The following is an 18,420-nucleotide window of genomic DNA, read 5'->3' on the forward strand; positions in this document are numbered from 1 at the left end:
ACGCTACGCAGGCGACTCTTTCTATGGGCTCGCCGCTGTCTCCGACAGCTCTTCTCTCCTGGTGGGCGGCGTGTGCCGCGCGTTGCGGGCCCCCTTGCGGAGGTGACGTGTTGTCCGGAACAGCCGTGTCTCAGGCGCTCATTCGGCGCCGAGGTGGTCTGCGTCTGTGGACGATGGCCGCGTGCGTGGCCCTGGCGTCCAGTGCACTGACGGGTCCCGCGTGCGGGGGGAGTTCCGACGGCGGCCAGGCTGACGCTGTGAAACCCGGCGCTGAGGCCGGTCTCGCCGACCCCTGCTTCCTCTTCCCTTACTTCCCTGGGTACTGCCCGAGCCGCCCCGGCTACCACGGGCACCCGGGCCGCCCCGGCATTCCCGGTCCTCCCGGGCCGCCTGGACTTCCCGGGCCACAGGGCCCTGCCGGGCCCGCCGGACCTCAGGGGCCGCAGGGGCCGCAGGGGCCGCAGGGCGAGACCGGTCACCAGGGACCTGCCGGACCCGCCGGACCTCAGGGGCCGCAGGGACCGGCCGGTGTCACCCCGGCCCACGGCCTGGTGGACTTCCAGAACGACGGCCAATTCGCGCCGCGCGAGGGGTCACCACGGTCTTCGTCCAGGCATGGGGTTCCGGCGGGGGCGGTTCGGGAGGTGACGGCAGCATCGTCAATGGATCGGGCGGCGGCGCCGGGGGCTTCGCCTGGTGCGTCCTTCCCGTCCAGTCGGGCACACCGGTCATGGTGGACATCGGCGCGGGAGGAGCAGGCGGACCCGAGCTTGCGAACGGCCAGCTGGGCACACCCAGCACGGTGGACAACGGTTTCGGCAGCGTCGCGGTCGCAAATGGCGGCGGCGGCGGGCGGTTCGCCTCGTCCGGTGGCGCGGGCGGCACCGCCTCCTGTCCTGGCCAGGGCACGGTCCGCCAAGGCGCCGTCGGCGGGGCCGGCGGGGCCGGCGGGACCAACGTTCCGCCGGCCTGGGAGGCCGTCCGGCAGTGGACGGGGTCATCCAGCCGGCACCGGCGCGTGCAGGCATCGGCGGCACAGGTGGCACCACCTCGTTCGTCAACCCCGGCATCGGCGAGACCGGCGGCCCCGGATACGTCGTCATCTGGTGGTAGCCCGCATGCCGTGAGGGCATCGGGCGGCCGGAGGGGTCGGCCCGTACGCAAGGCGGGCCACGTCGAGGCCGCCTCAGCGGAGGACGGGTGCCGGCCCGGCGGTCTCCACCGCCGGGCCGGCACCCGCGTGTCTTCGGGCAGCCGTGGATCAGTAGTAAACCCAGTACCCGTCGTAGTAGTCGTAGGAATCCGTGTAGTCCCAGTACTCCGTGTACTCCCAGTATTCGTAGTCGGACTCCCAGCAATCGCTGTCGCCGCCGTAGCCGGTGGTCTTCGTCTGCTGCTGGGGTGCCTGGGTGGACACGGCGCTTGTCTGCGCCGACGCGGGAGCGGCGAACGCCGTGGTGGGGATCAGGGCGCCCCCTGCCGCCAGGGCCGCGGAGGCCGTGAAGATCGCCAGACGCCGGGAACGAGGTGTGCGGGCCATGAGAATTCTCCTTGCTGAGGGATGACAGGAAACCCGGATGGTTCCGGGAGGGCCACCCGTTCTGCGTGAACCGATGCCTCCATTGAGCCCGGCCCGGTGCGTCGCGTCACGCCCCTGGAATTCGGGGCTTGACAAAAGCGACGTCCACCGGGGTCGGGACCCCGGAGCGCCTGCCGTGCCTCGCCGACGTGGCCAACGGTCACGTCAAGGCCACAGATTTCCGGTGATCCGGTCCCCCGCGCAGGTCCCGGTGGTAACTTCCACCGGCTACTTGACCTTGCCTTTACGAGATCCAGGGGGAACCGCGATGAGCACTCCGCCACCGCCGCCCGGCACCAACCCGTACAACCAGCAGCCGCCCGCGCCGTACGGTGCCCCGGCCGGCAACCCGTACAGCGTGCCCGGCCCGCCGGCGCCCGCGCCCCGGCGCCGCATAGGCGTCAAGGGCATCGTCAGGGGGGTCGTCAGCCTCGTCGTGATCGGCTTCGTGGTCTACGGCGGCTACACCACCTGGTTCGGGGGCGCCGCGACCGCCGACGCGGGCGACTGCCTGCACGCCGGGAACGCGGCGGCCACGGGCGTGATCTCCGTCGGGGACCCTGAGTTCGAGATCGTGGACTGCGGTGACGCGAAAGCCCAGTTCAAGGTCGTCGACCGGCAGTCCGGGACAGACGGGACCTGCGAGGACCAGTACCAGCGGTACACCCAGGGCGGCTCCGGCCGAGACTTCACGCTCTGCCTGGAGCCCCTGAAGTGAGCACCCGCCGACACGCTTGAGGCCCGCGCCCGGCCCCGGTGACGCCGCGTCAGACAGTGGGTACCGTGGTCGGGATGCGGATCCTTCACCTGTCCGACATCCACATCGGCCCCGTCGACGGGCCCAACTCCCGCGGGATCGACGCACGGGAGTCCCTGCGCCGGATGCTGGCCGCCCTCGACTCCGTCCCGGACGTCGGCGCCGTCGTCGTCAGCGGCGACGTCGCCGACGACGGCTCCCCGGAGGCGTACGCCGCGGCACGCGAGATGGTGCGGGAGTTCGCCGCGCGCAGGCGGGCGCCCGTGGTGTTCTGCACCGGCAACCACGACGAGCGCGGCGCCTTCGCCAAGGTGCTGGGCAGCGGCCACCTGGGAGCCGACGGAGACGACCTGGCGACCGCGGTCGTCGACTCCCCGGAGGGCGAGCGGGCCGCCGTGAGCGTGATCGGCGGCCACCGCTTCATCACGCTCGACTCGCTCGTCCCCGGCAAGGTGTACGGCCGGGTCGGCCCGCGCCAGCTCGGCTGGCTCCGCGAGGTGCTGGCCGAGCCCGCGCCGCACGGATCCGTGGTGGTCCTCCACCACCCGCCCGTCACCCTCGACGTCGCGACCCAGAAGGCCCTCGGGCTGCAGGACGGGGCCCAACTGGCGGACGCCGTACGCGGCACGGACGTACGGCTCGTCCTGTGCGGCCACTTCCATCTGCAGCTCTTCGGCCACCTCGGGTCGGTCCCGGTGTGGGTGACCCCGGGGGTCCTCAGCCGCATCGACCTCTCCGGCCCGCAGGGCACCGAGCGGGCGGTACGCGGGGCCTCGGCGACCCTCGTCGACCTCGGCGGACCGTACGCCCCGCTGTTCCACGTGCTCCACGCACGCGACCCACGGGCAGGCGAGACCGTCTACGAGCTCGACCGCGACCAGCTCCGCTCGGTCGTCGAACGGCTGGGCCCCGGCTCCTGATCAGGGCGTGACCAGGACCTTGCTGATCAGCGGCAGGTGGTCGGAGGCCGTCGGGTCGGCCTGCACCACGCGCGTGACGAGCGGCTTGACCTCGTCGGTGGTGTAGATGGCGTCGATGCGCTCGGTCGGGGCCTCGGCGGGGTAGGTCGCGCCGTCACCACGGCCGTGCAGCGAACGGGCCCACGCGTCGGTGTAGCGGGACTGCAGCGGCTGCGACTCGGGGGCGTCCGGCAGGGCGTTGAAGTCGCCGACGAGGACGGCGGGCTCCTTGTCGCCGATCAGGTCCACGATCTGCGGGGTCTGCTGGAGGCGGTCGGTCTGCGAACTGGCGGCCAGGTGGGTGCAGTAGAAGTGGACGGCCTTGCCGCGCACGTTCAAGGTGGCGTGCAGCAGTCCGCGCTGCTCCTGGCCGGGCGACTTGTACAGCCAGGTGTTCTCCGACGCGGTGATCGGGTAGCGGGACAGGATCGCGGTGCCGTACTGGATCCGGTGGTCGCTGCCGGCCGGGGGCGCGTTGTCGATGTTGGCGCCGAAGACGACGTGGTAGCCGAGCAGCTTCGCCAGGTCGGCGGCCTGGTCGGCCCAGTCGCTGCGCGCGGAGTAGTGGTTGTCGACCTCCTGCAGCCCGACCACGTCGGCGCCGCTCCTGCGGACGACGTCCGCGATCCGCGGGACGTCGAGCACGTCGTCGGTGCCCTGGGCGTGGTGGATGTTGAACGTCATCACGTCCAGCACGCGCGCGCCGCGGCCCTCGGCGGCCGGGGCCTTGCCCGTAGTGGCGGCGGCGGTGCCGGTGGTGGCGGAGAGCGCGAAGACGACGGCGAGTGCGGACAGGGTCCGGCGCAGCATGACGGGGGTCCTCCTGGGAACGGCTTTCGGGAACGATCACGATCGTGGTCGGGCCCGCTGGCCGGCGCGTGACGGGCGGGTGAAGAACCACGTCCCTTCCCCGGTGCCGGACGTCACGCCCCGTTCAACCCGCCGACCTGCCGGTCTGGTGGGGGGCCTGGCGCGGCCCCTCCGGGCAGGCGGGTTGACCCTCGACCTGGTGGAGGGGGCAGAGTCCCGGGTGTGGAGAACGACATGCGCAGTATCGGTGAGCTGGCCCGGGACAGTGGCCTGGGCGTGAGCGCGCTGCGGTTCTACGACGGCGCCGGGGTCCTGGTCCCAACCCGGGTGGAACCGTCGAGCGGCTACCGCTGGTACGGCCCCGAGCAGCTCGAAGAGGCCCGGTTGCTGGCACGGCTGCGCCGGACCGGCATGCCCTTGGCGGACATCCGCCTGGTGCTGGCCGGCTGGTCCAGTGCCGATACCGACCTGGTCAGGAAACTGCTGCAGGCGCAACTGCGCCGTCTCGAACGGGGTCTGTCCGACGCCCGCGTCGAGTTCTCCGCGATCCGCGCCCTACTCGACCGCAAGGAGAACCCCATGTCCTCATCCCTCGCCTCCGCCACCGTCCGCCTGGCCGTCCCCGTCCCGGGCCTGGCCGCCGCACTCGACGCGGTCCGCTTCGCCGCCGGGACCGACCCCGAACTGCCGGTGCTCGGCGGTGTCCTGTTCGACATCGACGGCGGGACGCTCCATGTCGTGGCCACCGACCGGTACCGGATGGCCGTCGCGCAGACCGCTGCCACCGGGCACGACGGGCCCCGCCGCCAGGTCGTCGTGCCGTCCCCGCTCGCCGACGCCATGCGGGCGCTCCTGGCCGGCGGCGAGGCGTCCGTCGAGCTCACGGTGGACGGTGACCGTGTCGCCCTGGCGGCAGGCGACCGTCAGGCGGCCGGCCGCTGTCTCGACCACGACTTCCCCGACTACCGCCGCATCGTGCGCCTGCCGGAGGGCCGGCGCGTCCTCGTCGAGGTCCCGGCGCTCCGCGCCGCGTTGGAGACCGGGCCCGTCCGCCCCGGTGAGGCGCGGGAGCAGGACGGGAAGTCCCCCGACATCAGCGTGCTCACGGTGGCGGGCGACGGCACGGTGAGCGTGTGCGAGGACGGCGATGAGGGCCCGGACGACGTCGCCGTCAACCGCGAGTACCTCCTCCAGGCCCTCGCCGCCGGGGCCCGAGACCAGCTGGTGCTGGAGTTCGGCGCCCCCACGGCGCCCCTGACGATCCGCCGGGCGGAGGACGACGGCGCCTTCTCGGTCCTGATGCCCGTCCGCCTGGAGGCCTGACCGCTTCCGGGCAACCGACCCGGCGGCCGCACCCCGTCACGCCTGCACGGCCACCCGCTCGCAGAACCAGTACACGCTCACGACCACGATCGGAGCCGTCATCGCGGGCAGCGCCCAGCGGTGGGCGGGGGTGCGGCGCAGCAGGGCCAGCAGAGGGAACGTGACCGCGATGATGCCGAGCTGCACGGCCTCGATGCCGACGTTGAAGCTGAGCAGCGACAGCAGCAGTTCCCAGGACCAGCTCTCTTCGATGCCGAGGGCGCCCGCGAAGCCCAGGCCGTGGACGAGGCCGAAGAGGAAGACGACCGGGAGCCGCCAGCGGCCGGTGGCCTCGCGGTCGCGCAGGAGGAGCCCCGCGAGGGCCACGGCGGCGATGGAGGCGGCGATGACCGGCTCGACGACCGATCCGGGCACATGGACGAGGCCCATGGCCGCCAGCAGGAAGGTGACGCTGTGCGCGGCGGTGAAGGCGGTCGCCGCGAGGACGACGTCGCGCAGGCCGCGGGCGCCGATGAGCAGGGAGAGCAGGAAGAGGATGTGGTCGAGGCCGAACAGCAGGTGCTCCATGCCGAGCAGGAAGAAGTCGGTGATCTGCCGGGTTTCGTGGTGCCCGGTGGTCTCCAGGGTGGGCTCGGCGGCCGTCAGCACCTGGGAGCCCCGCCGGCCGTCGATGTCGTAGTGGACGATCGTCTGCGTGCTGTGCACGAAGCTCTCGGCGTCGGGGAAGAGGGCGCTGGAGACGGTGTACGTGCCGCCGGCGCCGCCCGGGCAGTCGTAGACCAGGGTGAGGACGGCGTACGGGCGGGTGCCGCGGGTGTGGACGTCCGCGTCGCGGGCGGGGCGGGGTGAGCAGGCGGCGTCCTCGTGGCCGACGGCGAAGCGCCCGGTGACGTACTCGTGCACCGCGTCGGCGTTGGTCTTGAGCTGGTGCAGCTGCTCGGTGCGGCCCTTCGCGCCGTAGGCCTCCTCGTACAGCCAGGCCGACTTCATGAGCAGGTCGTACTCGAGGTCGAGGGTTGCCTCCACGTGGCTTCCGGTGCCCTTCACCTCGACGTACGCCTTCGAGGTCGCGTCGTGCGCGGCGGCCGGTGCGGCGGAGGCGAGGGCCGCGGCGAGCACGGCGACGAGGGCCGCGAGGAGCACGGCGAAGGGCCGGGGCGCGGGGGTGGAACGCATGAGGTCGGTCCTCTGGGTGGGGGGGGTGAACGGCGGCGGCCCGCCGTCCCGGACCGGTCGGGTCCGGGACGGCGGGCGTGGGCGGGCCTGCGGTCCTACCGGCGTGTCAGCCGGTCACCGCCGGCCGGTGGACGGCGCGAACCACGGGTACGCGGGCGCGTCCGGTCCCCACGTGCCGGGGCGGCCGTGGGCGTCCTTGGTCACGAAGACGCTCGGCTCGGAGGCGCTGACACCGCCGCCGGTGGAGCGCACCGTGACGAACCAGGCGTGGGTCGTGCCCGGCTTGAGCCCCCGCCAGGTCACCGAGGCGACCTCGCCGGAACGGGCCTTGGCCTTGCCGATGACGCTCACGGGGTCGTAGAGCGCCAGCGAGTCGGTCGTGAAGGCCGTCTTGCGGCTGGTGAGGTCGACCGGCAGCACCATGTTGTCCTCGGTGCCGTCGTAGCGGTGGTCGGTGTCGTACTCAGTGGCGCCGAACTCGTCGAGCAGCGGCGAGTAGGTGTCCACCGTCACCTCGGACCGCTTCACGTTGAACTGCAGCATCCGGAAGAAGCTCGCGCCGAACTGGAGCTGGTCGTCCGGCTGGTAGCCGCCGATCTCGGTGAGCCCGAGCCGGTCCGCGGAGACCGTGTAGAACTGGTAGTCCGCGAGCAGCTCGACGACGTCGTGCTCGACCTCGCCGACCTTGGGCTTCACGTTGGTGCCGACGCCGTGCTCGTGACCGGCGAGGATCAGGAACACGTTCGGGTTGTCCTGGACCACCGTCTTGTAGAGCATCGAACCGTCGGGCGCGGAGAACGGGGCGCCACGTCCGTCCGGGTTGCCGCTCGGCGCGAGGTAGTCGTGCGAGAGCAGGATGCCGTTGCGGCCGGGGAAGCGCTTGAAGACGGAGTCGGCCCATTCGGCCTCCTCGCGGGTCACCCCGTAGGACAGGCCGACCACGACGAAGTCGAGGCCGCCGGCGGAGAACAGGTCGTAGTGGTTCTGGTTGTCGCCGGGCCGCCAGGGGCCGCCGTACTCGGCGTGCTTCCAGCCCTTGGACAGGGCCTGGTAGCGGTCGGGGCCGTAGTACTTGTTGTAGATCGCGCCGGGGCCGTTCTCTGTGCCCGACTGGTTGTCGTGGTTGCCCGCGATCACGCCGTTGGGGATCCCCGCGTCGTCGAGGATCTTCTGCTGCTTGGAGGAGAGCTCCAGCTCGCCGGTGATCTGGCGCTGCGTGGCCTCGTCGGCGGGCTTGCGGATGTTGTTCTCGATGATGTCGCCGGTGTGGGCGACGTAGGCGATCTTGCGCTGTTCCTTGTTGGCGGCGATCCAGCGGGAGACGTCGCCGTAGGCCTTCTCCCACACCGCGCGCTCCTCGGGCGTCTCCTGCTCCACCGCGCCCTCGGAGAGGTACTGGGTGTCGGTGTAGTGGACGATGGAGAAGTCGTACGAGCCGGGGTCGGCGAAGCGGTTCGGGTCACCGGCGTCGATGTCGTCGGCGAACGGGTCCTCGCCGGTCACCATGACGTGGACCTGCTGCCGGTCGACGTACTTCCGGTCGACGACGGCGGTCAGGACGGTGTTGCCCTCGACGGCGCCGCGGGCGCTGGTCAGGACGTCCCAGGCGTCGGTCCTGGTGTTCCACACGCGCAGCGCGGCGAGCCGTTCGGGGTCGATGACGCCCTCCCAGCGCAGAACCGGCGCGTCCACGTGGCCCTTGACCTTGACGTCGTACCGCTGGAAGGTGACGTCCGGGCCGGCCGGCGCGGGCAGCGTCCTGCCGTCGGCGGGCGCGAGGCCGGCGGCCTTGACCTTCTTCTCGCCCTTGACCTCGAGCGTGGTGGGGACGGACGTCGCCGTGCCCTGGTACACCTGGTCCGGGGTGATGATCTCGGTCTCGGAGAACGTGGCGGTCACGTCACCGCCATCGGGCTCGGCCACCTGGGCCGACAGCTTCACGCTGCCGCCCGCGTCGGTCGTGCCGGACTTCGGGGTGAGGTCGGCGGGGGCGTCGGGGATGCCGGCGGAGGTGAACGTCACCTCGCGGGTGCCGGTGTTGCCGAGGCCGTCGGTGCCGGAGACCTTCAGCGTGTGCTCGCCTGCGGACAGGCCGGGGCCCACCGCGGCGCCGGGCTCGACCGGCTTGCCGTCGAGCGTGACGTCCGGGCCCTTCACGACGCCGGACAGGTCCTGGAGCCGCACGTCGAGGACGACCGAGGCGGTGATCCGCTGCCCGGCGGCGGGGACGCTGGACGCCACCGTGGGAGCGGAGTTGTCGGTGACCAGGAAACGGGTCGCGGTCTTGCCGCTCTTCGACGTCGCGGCCAGGGTGTGCTTGCCGTCGGCGGTCTTCGCGGTGTCGAGGTCGGCGTACAGGCCCTGGGCGGGGCCGTCGACGAAGAACTCCAGGTCGATCTCGGTGAGCGGGTTGACGTTGTCGCCGCAGTTGCCGTCGCCGAGGCCGTACGAGCCCTTGAGCATCCGGCCGGCGGCGGTGCCATTCGCCGGGGTCAGGGTGATGTCGGAGACGGCGAAGTCGTCACGGTTGTCGCCGCAGGAGGTCGGGAAGGTGCCTGTGACGAAGTCGATCGTGTTCCAGCCGGGCACGAGCCACTCGTTGGGGAACGTCAGGCCGACGTGCTGACCGACGAAGTCGGCGTCGAGCACCTGCTTCTGGCCGTTGACCACGATGTGGTTCTGATAGCGGGCCTCGATCGAGTTGGTGCCCACGGTGAAGCCGAGGGTCGCGTTGCCGGAGCCCAGGGTCGGCGAGACGTGCACGGCCGGGGCGTCGATCGTCCAGTGCAGGTCGGCCTCGCGCAGGCGGGTGTCGCTGTTGCCGCAGCTGCCGTCGCCCATGGCGTACGAGTCGGCGATGCCGTGACCGGTGACGGTGCCGCCGTCGAGGGCGAGCGTGAGCCCCGAGATGTCGAAGTCGTCGCGGTTGTTGCCGCAGCTCTCCTTGTAGGCGCTGGTCACGACCGTGATCGTGTTGTCACCGGGGACCAGGAAGCGCGCGGGGACGGCGATGTCGACGCGCTGGCTGACCCAGGTGCCGCCCAGGTCGATGCGCTTGCCGTTGACCAGGAGGTGGTTGTCGTACTTGTCGTCGATCGAGTTCGACCCGACGTCGAAGGAGAAGGTGGCCGCGCCGTTGCCGAGACTGGCGGCGGTGGCGGGCTCCTTGCCGTCGACGGTGAGCGTCGTCGGCTCGCCCTCGGTGCCCGCGGGGAAGTTCGCGAAGACCGGCTGGCGGCCCTTCACCAGCGTGCCGTCCTTGGGCAGCAGCCGGGGGGCGCCCGCGGGGGCGTTGTTCACCGTCACGGTGTTCTTGACGGTCTTGCCCGAGGTCGTCGTCGCCGTGAGGGCGTGCGTGCCGTTGGCGAGCCCGGCGGTGTCCAGGTCGGCGCGCAGGCCGGTGGTGCGCTGCGGGTCGCCCAGGACGAAGAAGGTCAGCGTGGCCTTGGTGAGCAGCGTGGTGTTGGTGCCGCAGCTGCCGTCGCCGAAGGAGTACGTGTACTCGTTCTCCTCGCCGTCCGCTACCTCGCCGAGCAGGTCCAGGCTGATGTCGGAGAGCACGAAGTCGTCGAAGTTGGTGCCGCAGGAGCTGTCGACGGTACCGGCGAGGATCTCGACCGTGTTCTCGCCCTTGACCAGCTCGTCGTTGGGGATCTCGATCGTGCCGCGCTGGTTGACGAGGTCGCCGATGTCGGCGCGGTAGTCGCCGTTGACCAGGACGTAGTTGTGGTACCGGGCCTCCGTCGAGTTGGACCCGACGTCGAAGCTGAGCCGGGAGGTCCCGACCGTCCGCTCCGCGTCGACGGCCTTGCCGTCGACCGCGAGCCGTGTGACGGAGTCACCGGCCAGCGTGGGCGTGGCCGCGACCTTCTCCGTGCCCTCCAGGTACGCGCCGTCCCCGGGGGTGAGCGCCGGCAGGCTCGTGGCGTCCGCCGACCCGCCGTGCCCCGGTGTGCGCTCCTGCGTCGCCGTCTCGGCGTACGCCCCGGTGAGGTTCCCGCTCAGCAGGAGCAGCGCGGCGAGCGCCACTCCCACGAGCCGTTGCCCCGCCGATCCGCCACCGGGCCGTCTGAGCCGCTGTGTTGGCCGTATCACCAGCTGTCCTTCCGATCGCCACAAGGTGAGGGGAACGCCGGTGCCGAGAGGTGGCATGCCCCTGGCGGATCTTGGCCAGCGGAGGTGAACGCAGTTAAAGCAAACGCAAACAACCAGCGGAAGGTGTCCCCCTTGGCCCCGCGGGGGCCGGGCACCTGATCCCGACATATGGCTGCACGGCGTACGCGTATGCGGAATTGCAATCGTTGATCCGGCCGCCTGTGCAACCCACCCGCGGCGCGGTGGAGTAGTGAGGGGTGAGCGGATCACCGGCTGTGGGGCACGGCGGGGTGCGCATGAGGTTCATCGACCGAGGAGGAGCGTCACGTTGTCCGGATTCAGAGGTGTCTCAATGGCGGCCGCACTGCTGGGCGGGATCCTGTTGCTGACGGGGTGCAGCGACTCCTCCGGGTCCGACTCCGCCGCCGGTCCGGCCACTTCGCCCTCGCCGGACGCGTCGGTCACGGCACAGGCATCGGCGTCCGGCTCTCCCTCGGCCCAGCCGTCCGATTCCGCCACGTCCCCCTCGGCCACCACGCCGTCGCCCCGCTCCACCGCCCCCGCGACCTCCCCCAGCACCCGGCAGGCGCCCGCCTCCGTCCCCGGCTGCCGCAACCTGACCGTCAGCGGTGAGGTCAAGGCCGCGGTGACGCGGGCGTACCAGCGCGGTTTCCCGCGCTTCGTGCACATCGAGCCGGAGCCGCAGCGGTTCTTCTTCGGCCAGTGCGGCACCGTCCGCTACGCCGCCACCCGGTTCCAGCCCACCCAGGGTGCGACCGAGGGCGAGCTGGTGAACCTGCAGGACGAGGGCAGCGCCATGAAGTACTTCCGCGCCACCTCGGGAACCAACTGGGCGTACGTCGCCACCGACGGCTTCCCCGCGAGCGAGAGCGGCTGCCGCGCGATCCCGCAGATCCCCCGGGCCCTGGCCACGGTCTGGCGGAACTGCGCCGTCGCGCGCTGACGCGTACCGCTGCGCGCGGCAACGGGTGCGTCACCGGGACGGCGCAGCGCGGCAGCGGCGTTCCTCACCTGGCGGAGCCCCCGGCGCGCAGGGGAATCGCAGGTCAAAGCCGTCGCATCCCGCCCCATGGACGGCGCTCCTTTCATCGCACCATATGTCCGAGTTCGGTAGATTCCCATGGAACCGCCCTGAGGTGAGGGACGACAGGACCTTCAGCCCGTGAAGGCCGCCGAGGAACGGGGAAACCGACGATGGCCACCGACTCACCCGTGCAACTCGGCATGATCGGCCTCGGACGCATGGGCGCCAATCTCGTGCGCCGGCTGATGCGCGACGGCCATCCATGCGTCGTCCACGACCTCAACCGCGACGCCATGCTGGAACTGGAGAAGGAGGGGGCGACGGCCGCCGCCTCGCTCCAGGAGTTCGTGGAGAAGCTCGCGCCGCCCCGCAACGTGTGGCTGATGCTCCCGGCGGGGGTCGTGCAGTCGACGCTCGACGAGCTCACCGCGCTGCTGGACCCCGACGACACCGTCATCGACGGCGGCAACTCGTACTACCGCGACGACATGGCCCGCGCCCGGCAGCTCGCCCCGCATCGGATCCACTACGTCGACTGCGGCACGTCCGGCGGCGTCTGGGGGCTCGAGCGCGGATACTGCCTGATGATCGGCGGTGAGGACGAGCCGGTCGCGCGGCTGGACCCGATCTTCCGCACCATCGCGCCCGGCCGCGGGAACGCCGAGCCCACGCCCGGCAGGACCAGGTCCGACGGGACCGCGCCGGAGGGCTACCTCCACTGCGGGCCGAGCGGGGCCGGCCACTTCGTGAAGATGGTCCACAACGGGGTGGAGTACGGGATGATGGCCGCCATCGCCGAGGGCCTCAGTATCATCCGGCACGCGGACGCGGGGCTCGGCCGCAGGGCCGTCGACGCCGAGACGGCGCCGCTGCGCGAGCCCGAGGCGTACCAGTACGAGATCGACGTGGCCGAGGTCGCCGAGGTGTGGCGGCGCGGCTCGGTGATCGGCTCCTGGCTGGTCGACCTCGTCGCCGACGCGCTGGCCCGCTCGCCGCAGCTGGACCAGTTCACCGGCCGGGTCTCGGACTCCGGAGAGGGCCGCTGGACGGTCCAGGCGGCGATCGACGAGAGCGTGCCCGCCCCCGTCATCAGCGCCTCGCTGGCCGAGCGGTACGCCTCGCGCGGGCTCGGCGAGTTCGGCGACAAGGTGCTGTCCGCGATGCGCGGCGAGTTCGGCGGCCACGCCGAGAAGAGCGGGTGAAGGCGCCGTGTCCCATCGTTCCCCCTCACCCGGTCACGGTCCGGTCCCCGAGGACCACGTGGTGGTGCTGTTCGGCGCGACCGGCGACCTCGCCCGCCGCAAGCTGCTGCCCGGTCTTTTCCACCTCGCCAAGGCGGGGCTGCTGCCGGCCCGCTACCGGATCGTCGGCTCGGCGCCCGCCAAGAGCACGCTGAGCGACGAGGACTTCCGCAAGCACGCCCGTGACGCGGTCGCCGAGTTCGGCCGCTCCAAGCCCCAGGGCCGCGCGTGGGAGGAGTTCGAGGCCGCCCTGTCGTTCGGTGCGTGCGATCCCGGCGCCGCCGGGCCGCTGCTCGCGGCCGTACGGGAGGCCGAGCAGGCGATCGGGGGCAGCCCGCGGCGCCTGTTCCACCTCGCGGTGCCGCCGAGCGCCTTCACCTCCGTGATCGAGACGCTCGGGGCGAGCGGACTCTCCGACAACGCCCGGGTGATCGTGGAGAAGCCCTTCGGCACGGACCTCGCCTCGGCCCGCGCGCTCAACGCGGCCATCCACGCCGTCTTCGACGAGTCCCGGGTCTTCCGCATCGACCACTTCCTCGGCAAGGAGTCCGTCGACAACATCCTCGCCCTGCGTTTCGCCAACGGCCTCTTCGAGCCGGTCTGGAACCGCGACCACATCAGCCACGTGCAGATCGACGTGCCGGAGAGCATCAGTATCGAGGGCCGCGCGCAGTTCTTCGAGGGCACCGGCACGTTCCGGGACATGATCGTCACCCACCTCTTCCAGCTCCTGGGATTCGTGGCCATGGAGCCGCCCACGGCACTGCAGGCACAGTCCCTGCGGGACGAGAAGGAGAAAGTCTTCGAGTCGCTGCAGCCCGTCGACCCGGCCCATGTCGTGCGAGGGCAGTACGAAGGGTACCGGGCCGAGCCGGGCGTGGATCCCCAGTCGGACACCGAGACCTTCGTCGCCCTGCGCGCGACGATCGACAACTGGCGCTGGGCCGGGGTGCCCTTCTACCTGCGCTCGGGCAAGTCCCTCGGCGAGGCACGGCACGTCGTGACGCTCGGCTTCCGGGAACCGGCCCTGCGCATGTTCCCGCTGGCCGCGCGGGGCGGCTCCGAGACCCGGAGCAACGCGCTGGTGATCGACTTCGACGACCCGGGCCGCATCACCACCTCCTTCCTGGTGAAGGAACCCGGCCCCGCCATGCGCCTGAGCACCGCGGAGATGGTCTTCGGCTACGCCGACTCCTTCAACACCATGCACGCGCTCGAGGGCTACGAACGCCTCCTCCTGGACGCGATGCTGGGCGACCAGTCCCTGTTCACCCGCTCCGACGGCATCGAGCGCCTGTGGGAGGCGTCCACCCCGCTGCTGGAGAACCCGCCCCCGGTCGAGCTCTACGCCCCGGGCTCCTGGGGCCCGGACAGCGTCCGGCGGCTCATCGCACCGCACCACTGGAGCCTTCCCCACCGCAGGTGAGCGGCACGGCGTGCCGCCCCTGAGGCGCATCCACGCTCACCTTGCCGACGCGAGGCCGTCCAGCAGGACGTCCAGCACCGCCTCCTCCTCGACGGGGCTGTCCTGTCTCAGCGAAGATGCACCGGTCTCACCGAAGATTGACGACTGAGCTGTTCGTCTCATCGAAGTTTCACCTGACACAGCTGCTGGCTGCGGCTTCCAGGAGCGTGGGTGGCAGGTCTTGTCCGTGTCCGAAGCGGTAGTTGCGACGACGGGGCGCGGCCCCGCGAGTGCGGACCCGGGTACGGCATAAGCTCGGCAGATGGCGAAGTACTTCGACGTGCACCCCGAGACCCCCCAGCCGCGCAGCATCGCCCAGGTCGCCGACGCGGTGCGGTCGGGAGCACTCATCGCATACCCCACCGACTCCTGTTACGCGCTGGGCTGCCGGCTGGGCAGCAGGGACGGCATGGACCGGATCCGTTCGATCCGCCACCTCGACGACCGGCACCACTTCACGCTGATGTGCCGGGACTTCGCGCAGCTGGGCCAGTTCGTGCAGGTGGACAACGACGTGTTCCGGGCCGTGAAGGCGTCCACGCCCGGCAGCTACACCTTCATCCTCCCGGCCACCCGTGAGGTGCCGCGCAAGCTGCTGCACCCGAAGAAGAAGACCGTGGGTGTGCGCATCCCGGACCATGTGGTCACCCAGGCGCTGCTGGCCGAAATGGGCGAGCCGCTGCTGTCCAGCACACTGCTGCTGCCGGACGAGGAGGAGCCGATGACCCAGGGCTGGGAGATCAAGGACCGGCTCGATCACGTGGTGGACGCCGTGGTCGACTCCGGGGACTGCGGCACCGAGCCGACGACGGTAGTCGACTTCTCCGGCGGCGCGGCAGAGATCGTACGGCGGGGCGCGGGAGACACCTCGCGGTTCGAGTGAGGCCACGAGGCCGGTCACGAAGGTATGGATCTTGCCTGCAGCATGAGACATGCATGCCGCGCCGATGGCACCAGCCTCCCGCCGCTGATTCCTTAAGAGGCTTCTCAGCATGACCGCCGTACAGGGAACAGCCGTCGCCATCACGACCGAGGACGGCACCCCCGACGCGTAGCAGTCACTGCAGGTCAGGGCCCAGCTAGGGTACGCGGGGCCTCATCACCGATTGCCCGCGCAGGTGTAGCCACCGTCGCCCCGCCCCTCGCGGCCTCAACAGCCGCGAACGCAGGGCACCGGTCAAACTTCAGTGAGAACGGTCAAACTTCACTGAGACGGGACAGTGGACCCGGAGTTGGGCCATGGCCGCGGCGAGCGGCGGATCCCAGGGGGACGAGGCGGCGGGCCCCACGTCGAGCGGCAGCGCCGCGTGCACGTCCTCGGGGCGCAAGTGCACGGCGTACCGTTGCGGAGAGTCGAGGACATCGGGAGCGCTTCTTTCTCGCCCACCGGTCCGGAGCAGTGGCGACGGACCACGGGGCGGGCGGACCCGAGGGGGCCGGCGGGCACGTGACACACCGCTGAACAAGCGCTTAGATAGTGCGTCCGAACGTGTGCTCACCGAGCTGGAGACCCCGATGCTGTTCACATCCGTCGACGACGTCTCCGCACGCCTCGCCGAGACCGGATACCTGGCGTCGCCCGCGGTCGCCACGACCGTCTTCCTCGCGGACCGCCTCGGCAAGCCGCTCCTCGTGGAGGGCCCCGCCGGGGTCGGCAAGACGGAACTCGCGAAGGCCGTCGCCCAGGTCGCCGGAGCACGGCTCGTCCGGATGCAGTGCTACGAAGGCGTCGACGAGGCACGGGCCCTGTACGAGTGGAACCACGCCAAGCAGCTCCTGCGCATCAGTGCGGGCCGCGACGAAACCTGGGACGAGACGCGCACGGACATCTTCAGCGAGGAGTTCCTGCTGGCCCGTCCGTTGCTGACCGCCATCCGCGGCAACGACCCGAAGGTGCTCCTCATCGACGAGACCGACAAGGCCGACGTCGAAGTGGAGGGACTGCTGCTGGAAGTGCTCAGCGACTTCCAGATCACCATCCCGGAACTGGGCACGATCAGCGCCGAACGCCGCCCGTTCGTCGTCCTCACCTCGAACGCCAGCCGCGAGCTGTCCGAGGCGCTGCGCCGCCGTTGCCTCTTCCTGCACATCGGCTTTCCGGACCAGGAGCTGGAGCGGCGCATCGTACGGCTGAAGGTTCCGGGGCTGGGGCAGTCGCTGACGGAATCCGTGGTGCGGGTGGTCGGTGCCCTTCGCGCGATGGACCTGCGGAAGGTGCCGTCGGTCGCCGAGACCATCGACTGGGCGCGCACGCTCCTCGCGCTCGGTGCGGACACACTCGACGAGACCGTCGTGCGCGACAGTCTCGGCGTGATCCTCAAGCATCAGGAGGACATCGCGAAGGCGGCCGCCAAGCTCGACCTGGACACTCTGTGAGTGCGCCGACGGGTGTCGAGGGGCGCTTGACGGGGCTTGTCGCGGCACTGCGCGCGCACGGCATCCGCGTCGGCACCGGGGAGACCGTGGACGCGGCACAGGCGGTGGCGGCGCTCGGCCTGGCCGATCGCGAGCGGCTGCGTGAGGGGCTGGCCGCGACGCTGCTGCACGGCACGGGGCAGCGGGCGGTGTTCGACGGGGTCTTCGACCTGTACTTTCCTCACGGCGTCGGGGCGCCGAGTACGGACACGCCCGCGGACCTGGGTGATCTGCGCGACCGTATCGCGGCCGCCCTCGCCGCGGGCGACGAGGCGATGCTCGGCCGATTGGCCGCCGAGGCGGTCGACGGATTCGGCGGGTACGGCTCCTCCCCTGCGTCGGGGGGATGGTCGTCGTATCAGACGCTCGAGCGGGTCCGGCCCCAGACACTCCTGGCCCGCGCGCGCGACAGCATCCGGGCACGGACCGGCCCGGCGGGGTTCGCCGACCGGTTGCTGGAGGACGAGATCCGCCGGCGCATCGAGGCGTTCCGCGGACAGGTCGCCACGGAGGCACGGCGCCGGGTCGCCGAGCGGCGGGCCGTCGACGAGATCGCCCGGCGGGCGCTGGCGCCGACCGCGGACCAGGTCGACTTCCTCGTCGCCGGGCAGGCCCAGCTGGCGGAGCTCCGCAGGGCGGTTCAGCCGCTCGCCCGCAAACTGGCCACCCGGCTTGCCTCCCGCCGCCGCAGCGCCGCGCGCGGGTCCGTCGACCTGCGGCGGACCTCGCGGGCTTCACTGTCGACGGGCGGCGTGCCGATGCGGCTCGTGCTGCGCAAGCGGCGTCCCGTTCGCCCCGAACTGGTGCTGCTGTGCGATGTGTCGGGCTCGGTGTCGGGCTTCTCGAACTTCACGCTGCTGCTGGTGCAGGCGCTGCACGAGCAGTTCAGCAAGGTAAGGGCATTCGCCTTCGTCAACCGGATCGACGAGGTGACCCGCCTGCTGGAGTACGGCGCGGCCGCCCCCGAGGCCCTGAGCGCGCGCATCAGGTCCGAGGCGGCACTCACAGGCTGGCACGGGAGCAGTGACTACGGCACGGCGCTGGGCGAGTTCGACGAGCGGTACGGCGAGGCGGTCGGCCCGCGCACCACGGTCTTCGTCCTCGGTGACGCCAGGACGAACATGAGCGACCCGAACCTTCCAGCCGTGCGGGACATCGTCAGGCGGGCCCGCCGTGTCCACTGGCTGAACCCCGAGCACCGCGCCCAGTGGGGCACGGGCGATTCGGCCGCACTCGCCTACTCCGAGCTGGTCGAGATGCACGAGTGCCGCAACGCCCACCAGCTCAGCACCCTGATCGCCCGCCTGCTGCCGGTCTGATCAAGCCGCCGCTCCACTGAGGGCATCCGCACGGCGGTGCTGCACGGGACCTTCGACGGTGTACGCGGTGGCCTGGACCTGCTGCCCGCCGGGCGCCGGGAAACCACCTGACGTGAGGGGTGGGGGGGGGGGGGGGGGCCCCCCCCCCCCCCCGCCCGGCCCCCCCCCCCCCCCGGGGGCGGCCGGCCCCCGCCCCCCCCCCCCCCCCCACAACACCCCCCCCCCCCCCCCCCCCC

General features: G+C 71.5%; 13 protein-coding genes and 1 pseudogene. 10 read left to right on the top strand and 4 right to left on the bottom strand.

Annotation, left to right across the window (positions count from 1 at the left end):
* Positions 1 to 574 precede the first annotated feature (574 nt).
* Positions 575 to 1,207: pseudogene (locus ABZ312_RS34905) on the top strand (glycine-rich domain-containing protein); the annotation flags it as partial.
* A gap of 54 nt (positions 1,208 to 1,261) precedes the next feature.
* Here ABZ312_RS34905 and ABZ312_RS34910 read toward each other — a convergent pair.
* Positions 1,262 to 1,540: a hypothetical protein gene (locus ABZ312_RS34910; RefSeq protein ID WP_499515071.1), complete on the bottom strand. Its 279-nt coding sequence runs from the start codon at positions 1,538 to 1,540 to the stop codon at positions 1,262 to 1,264.
* Between the two features lie 307 nt (positions 1,541 to 1,847).
* Between ABZ312_RS34910 and ABZ312_RS34915 the strand changes: the two genes are divergently transcribed.
* Together ABZ312_RS34915 and ABZ312_RS34920 are read left to right on the top strand one after the other, a co-directional pair.
* Positions 1,848 to 2,297 carry an LppU/SCO3897 family protein gene (locus ABZ312_RS34915; RefSeq protein ID WP_500359649.1) on the top strand — a complete coding sequence of 150 codons (450 nt, stop codon included), beginning with the start codon at positions 1,848 to 1,850 and terminating at the stop codon, positions 2,295 to 2,297.
* A gap of 74 nt (positions 2,298 to 2,371) precedes the next feature.
* Complete coding sequence (locus tag ABZ312_RS34920; protein ID WP_500323736.1) at positions 2,372 to 3,256, top strand: metallophosphoesterase family protein; 885 nt, start codon at positions 2,372 to 2,374, stop codon at positions 3,254 to 3,256.
* Here the strand turns inward: ABZ312_RS34920 and ABZ312_RS34925 are convergent, their stop codons facing one another.
* Positions 3,257 to 4,105: an endonuclease/exonuclease/phosphatase family protein gene (locus ABZ312_RS34925; RefSeq protein ID WP_500439479.1), complete on the bottom strand. Its 849-nt coding sequence runs from the start codon at positions 4,103 to 4,105 to the stop codon at positions 3,257 to 3,259. It abuts the gene before it with no gap.
* Positions 4,106 to 4,339: 234 nt separating this feature from the next.
* On the opposite strand from ABZ312_RS34925, the gene ABZ312_RS34930 reads away from it, so the two are divergent.
* Entirely contained in the window at positions 4,340 to 5,428 is a 1,089-nt protein-coding gene (locus tag ABZ312_RS34930) for a DNA polymerase III subunit beta family protein (protein ID WP_500323734.1), read from the top strand.
* Positions 5,429 to 5,464: 36 nt separating this feature from the next.
* Here ABZ312_RS34930 and ABZ312_RS34935 read toward each other — a convergent pair whose 3' ends face one another.
* Positions 5,465 to 6,604, bottom strand: a complete 1,140-nt coding sequence (locus ABZ312_RS34935; RefSeq protein WP_500359647.1) for a HupE/UreJ family protein — start codon at positions 6,602 to 6,604, stop codon at positions 5,465 to 5,467.
* 114 nt (positions 6,605 to 6,718) lie between these two features.
* A complete protein-coding gene (locus tag ABZ312_RS34940; protein WP_500323732.1) occupies positions 6,719 to 10,639 on the bottom strand; it encodes a metallophosphoesterase in 3,921 nt (1,306 codons plus the stop codon).
* Between the two features lie 412 nt (positions 10,640 to 11,051).
* Here ABZ312_RS34940 and ABZ312_RS34945 point away from each other — a divergent pair, with 412 nt between their 5' ends.
* The 6 genes from ABZ312_RS34945 to ABZ312_RS34970 all read left to right on the top strand — a co-directional run bounded on the left by ABZ312_RS34945 (position 11,052) and on the right by ABZ312_RS34970 (position 18,184).
* Positions 11,052 to 11,663, top strand: coding sequence for a hypothetical protein (locus ABZ312_RS34945; RefSeq protein ID WP_500323731.1), 612 nt, complete (start codon positions 11,052 to 11,054; stop codon positions 11,661 to 11,663).
* 251 nt (positions 11,664 to 11,914) lie between these two features.
* Positions 11,915 to 12,946, top strand: a complete 1,032-nt coding sequence (gnd, locus tag ABZ312_RS34950; protein WP_500323730.1) for a phosphogluconate dehydrogenase (NAD(+)-dependent, decarboxylating) — start codon at positions 11,915 to 11,917, stop codon at positions 12,944 to 12,946.
* Between the two features lie 7 nt (positions 12,947 to 12,953).
* Positions 12,954 to 14,411, top strand: a complete 1,458-nt coding sequence (gene zwf / locus ABZ312_RS34955) for a glucose-6-phosphate dehydrogenase (protein ID WP_500439480.1) — start codon at positions 12,954 to 12,956, stop codon at positions 14,409 to 14,411.
* 301 nt (positions 14,412 to 14,712) lie between these two features.
* Positions 14,713 to 15,333, top strand: a complete 621-nt coding sequence (locus ABZ312_RS34960) for an L-threonylcarbamoyladenylate synthase (RefSeq protein WP_499515060.1) — start codon at positions 14,713 to 14,715, stop codon at positions 15,331 to 15,333.
* Positions 15,334 to 15,968: 635 nt separating this feature from the next.
* Complete coding sequence (locus tag ABZ312_RS34965; protein WP_499516990.1) at positions 15,969 to 16,826, top strand: AAA family ATPase; 858 nt, start codon at positions 15,969 to 15,971, stop codon at positions 16,824 to 16,826.
* Entirely contained in the window at positions 16,823 to 18,184 is a 1,362-nt protein-coding gene (locus tag ABZ312_RS34970) for a vWA domain-containing protein (RefSeq protein WP_500323727.1), read from the top strand. Before ABZ312_RS34965 ends, ABZ312_RS34970 begins: the two co-directional genes overlap by 4 nt.
* Positions 18,185 to 18,420: the final 236 nt, after the last annotated feature.

Source organism: Streptomyces sp. NPDC006207 (assembly GCF_040613835.1).
Classification (GTDB): Bacteria; Actinomycetota; Actinomycetes; order Streptomycetales; family Streptomycetaceae; genus Actinacidiphila.

What these genes read in the sequence shown, in the direction of transcription:
- ABZ312_RS34910 (WP_499515071.1), bottom strand. Translation starts at nt 1,540, where the DNA reads ATGGCCCGCACACCTCGTTCCCGGCGTCTGGCGATCTTCACGGCCTCC.
- ABZ312_RS34915 (WP_500359649.1), top strand. Translation starts at nt 1,848, where the DNA reads ATGAGCACTCCGCCACCGCCGCCCGGCACCAACCCGTACAACCAGCAG.
- ABZ312_RS34920 (WP_500323736.1), top strand. Translation starts at nt 2,372, where the DNA reads ATGCGGATCCTTCACCTGTCCGACATCCACATCGGCCCCGTCGACGGG.
- ABZ312_RS34925 (WP_500439479.1), bottom strand. Translation starts at nt 4,105, where the DNA reads ATGCTGCGCCGGACCCTGTCCGCACTCGCCGTCGTCTTCGCGCTCTCC.
- ABZ312_RS34930 (WP_500323734.1), top strand. Translation starts at nt 4,340, where the DNA reads ATGCGCAGTATCGGTGAGCTGGCCCGGGACAGTGGCCTGGGCGTGAGC.
- ABZ312_RS34935 (WP_500359647.1), bottom strand. Translation starts at nt 6,604, where the DNA reads ATGCGTTCCACCCCCGCGCCCCGGCCCTTCGCCGTGCTCCTCGCGGCC.
- ABZ312_RS34945 (WP_500323731.1), top strand. Translation starts at nt 11,052, where the DNA reads ATGGCGGCCGCACTGCTGGGCGGGATCCTGTTGCTGACGGGGTGCAGC.
- gnd (WP_500323730.1), top strand. Translation starts at nt 11,915, where the DNA reads ATGGCCACCGACTCACCCGTGCAACTCGGCATGATCGGCCTCGGACGC.
- ABZ312_RS34960 (WP_499515060.1), top strand. Translation starts at nt 14,713, where the DNA reads ATGGCGAAGTACTTCGACGTGCACCCCGAGACCCCCCAGCCGCGCAGC.